This window comes from Grimontia marina (assembly GCF_900060185.1).
GTDB classification, from domain to species: domain Bacteria; phylum Pseudomonadota; class Gammaproteobacteria; order Enterobacterales; family Vibrionaceae; genus Enterovibrio; species Enterovibrio marinus.
Genome location: NZ_FIZY01000129.1, coordinates 1 through 2584 on the forward strand (window position 1 = coordinate 1; position 2584 = coordinate 2584).

The window sequence follows — 2584 nt, forward strand, 5'->3', positions numbered from 1 at the left end:
AGATGCTTTATTAGACAGGCTGGTCCACAACAGCCACCGCATAGAGCTGGGCGGAGAATCTATGAGAAAACTGGTGCAATCCGATCACTTAGCGTAAAAATAGGAAGAGAGAAAAACGGCAGGATCAAGTGATCGGAATAAACCGAAACGAGCGATCGCAATCACCGAAATAGGCATTCAATTTAGAAGTATCTAATCAAGTTATGCACTTTATATCTTAATCTTGAATATTGCTCAGAAAACAATAACGACACACATGTCAGATATCAGCATTCACCTATCAGGTGAGAATATGCTCATCACATTTGATAATGCGACAAAAAGGTCGTATTGAATAAGCATAACTTAAGCGATCTTCCGGAAGCATCCATGTTTGATTTCGCACAAACATGACGATCAAAAAGCGGAGGCTTGGACTCCGCTTTTCCTTTCTCACCTATCAGATACTTTCTCAGTCAATAACATCTGATTTCTTCTCTGGCTTCGCATAGCTCAATCGTCCCAACCTATTGGTAACATGGTAGCTATCAAGGCCGGACACTGCGACTGTTTCCAACGCCTCTACGTCGATGTAACCATCGCTCGCTATCACATCCTCTTCCACCAACACGTTGTTGATTTCGCCAATCACCAAAACTGTGCCATTGATCTCTAACGTCTGTGATTCTCTCAACAACAACGAATACTTAAGTCGGCTTTCCGCCACAAAGGGAGCTTTCACTCCATCCAACCATTCTGGTGTCAGGCCAACTTCAGCAAACTCAGAAATCTCCTGTGCATAGCGGGCTGAGGTTTGATGGGCTTCTTTCCAGATATCGGCATTGACCTGATTAATCGTGTATTCGCCTAATTCTAGGATATTTTCGAGTGTATCCCTTGTAACGGTATGAGGACGCATGATCATGCCAACCAGAGGTGGGTTCGCGCCAATGTGGAAGACAGAGCTCACAATCGCGAGATTAAGATTACCCTTTGCATCTTTGGTGCCAATGAGATTAGCGCTTTTGAAGCCCGAAAGACTGTTAATGAGCTTGGCGCGGTACCTATCTTCCAGTTGTGCTAGCTTTTCGCGTTTAAATTGCATGATGGCCTCTTTTTGTCATACTTGGCTATCAATACCAGCATAACGCCCATATCGATCATCAACACCCAAACAACCTTAACTATTGAGCAAACGTTAGAATCAAACGCCATATTTTCTTTGGTATCTCGGCAACATACTCTCATTTCCGACGAGCCCCCCCTGATGAACATATAACAGCGTCTTGCCTTGATTTTCTGGTAACCAGTCATTCAAACAACACCACATCAAGGGGTCGTATAATAAATCAAACTCAACGCCAGTTTGTTCAAGTAAGGCTTTCCATATTTGGTAATCATTAAGATATAGCTTTCCAAAATGATGCTTAGTGGAAGATTCCAAAACCGTTGGAAAGCAAGATTCTCCAAGCTCTTCAAATTGCGAAATCAAATACTCTTTTCCACCCACGCACGGACACGTCAGCACCTCAATGCCATTCGCCTTGAGGTGCTTGTGCAAGAACAACGCAGTGGTTCCTGTTCCGGCGGGCAATGCTACGCATAGGCTCTCCTCCTTGTTGTTATGCGCCCACTCAAGAATTTCCTGCGCAAGCATTGTCACGCCCTGTGCCGCAATTGGCGAACGACCTCCCTCTGGTACCAACAGGCATCCTTCGTCAAGACGATGCGCTTGAATATAATCGTGTGGATGCAATTCCGAATCCGTCAGTTCTGACACAGCAATAACCTCAGCACCAAGTTCCAATGCCATCCGGTAGTTTCCAATAGGTTTATCTTTCAACCACCACGGAACACGATCGACATAAAATTCCAACTGCCAGCCTTTCATCTTAGCTAGCGCTGCGAGCGACAGCAGCGAGTTCGCCTGTGGGGAGCCGTAACCAATTAGATGGGTAATATTCTTGTCTTCCAGTTCCAACAAAGCCATTAACTTTCGCGCTTTGTTACCAGAGAAATGGGGGTGAAGTTGGTCATCGCGTTTTAGAAAGAAAGCGCGGCCTTCAAAGGTATGCTGAGTAACTGGAGAATGGGAGATTTTCATTAACATCTATAAATTCTCACGAATCCGAAGATTCTATCTGACTTCACTATCCAACCCAATCGCTCTATCAAACTTTACCTGACGCATTGCCACCAATATGTGAAATTTACGAATGTTTAAGTCAGTATGAAGCACGCGCTCGACAAAGGCTTCGTAAGCTTTAGTGTCCAGCATATTGACGGCTCTGTGATGGCGGCATTCTTTTGAAGGTGCAGCCATCTCCACCTAGAGGGTAGACAAACAGCACGACGTCAGTCGACTCCCCCGAAGGGGGGTCCTCAATGCACCCACTTCTTCGTTGAATTCCAAGGAAATAGAATAATTATTCCTCGTCATCAGAAATTAACACTTACCTAATCTGTCTCCCCTGTAAATAGTCGGCCCTGAATTACAAATAAGACACTGATCTATTTGATGATCTCATCGATCTTCCTACCCTCATATTGCAAGCTTTTTAAGCCTCCCCTTCCAAAACCTTGCAATTTGGGTGATGAAAATGAA

Annotated in this window: 3 protein-coding genes and 1 pseudogene; 1 reads left to right on the forward strand and 3 read right to left on the reverse strand. The window is 44.6% G+C overall.

Annotated elements, in window-relative coordinates; all coding sequences use genetic code 11:
- The coding region (locus GMA8713_RS27570; RefSeq protein ID WP_062713704.1) for an ATP-binding protein at nucleotides 1-97 on the forward strand (97 nt) is incomplete at its 5' end.
- A 354-nt stretch (nucleotides 98-451) separates the two neighbouring features.
- On the opposite strand, the gene GMA8713_RS25350 is transcribed toward GMA8713_RS27570, so the two are convergent.
- The 3 genes and pseudogenes from GMA8713_RS25350 to GMA8713_RS25360 all read right to left on the reverse strand — a co-directional run.
- Complete coding sequence (locus GMA8713_RS25350) at nucleotides 452-1084, reverse strand: flavin reductase family protein (RefSeq protein WP_062715409.1); 633 nt, start codon at nucleotides 1082-1084, stop codon at nucleotides 452-454.
- Between the two features lie 99 nt (nucleotides 1085-1183).
- Nucleotides 1184-2083 (reverse strand): pyridoxal-phosphate dependent enzyme, encoded by a 900-nt coding sequence (locus GMA8713_RS25355; RefSeq protein WP_062715420.1) that lies wholly within the window; start codon nucleotides 2081-2083, stop codon nucleotides 1184-1186.
- Nucleotides 2084-2116: 33 nt separating this feature from the next.
- A pseudogene (locus GMA8713_RS25360) lies at nucleotides 2117-2251 on the reverse strand (ArsR family transcriptional regulator); the annotation flags it as partial.
- Nucleotides 2252-2584: the final 333 nt, after the last annotated feature.

Coding starts and splice junctions, on each gene's coding strand:
- GMA8713_RS25350 (WP_062715409.1), bottom strand. CDS start 1,084: ATGCAATTTAAACGCGAAAAGCTAGCACAACTGGAAGATAGGTACCGC.
- GMA8713_RS25355 (WP_062715420.1), bottom strand. CDS start 2,083: ATGAAAATCTCCCATTCTCCAGTTACTCAGCATACCTTTGAAGGCCGC.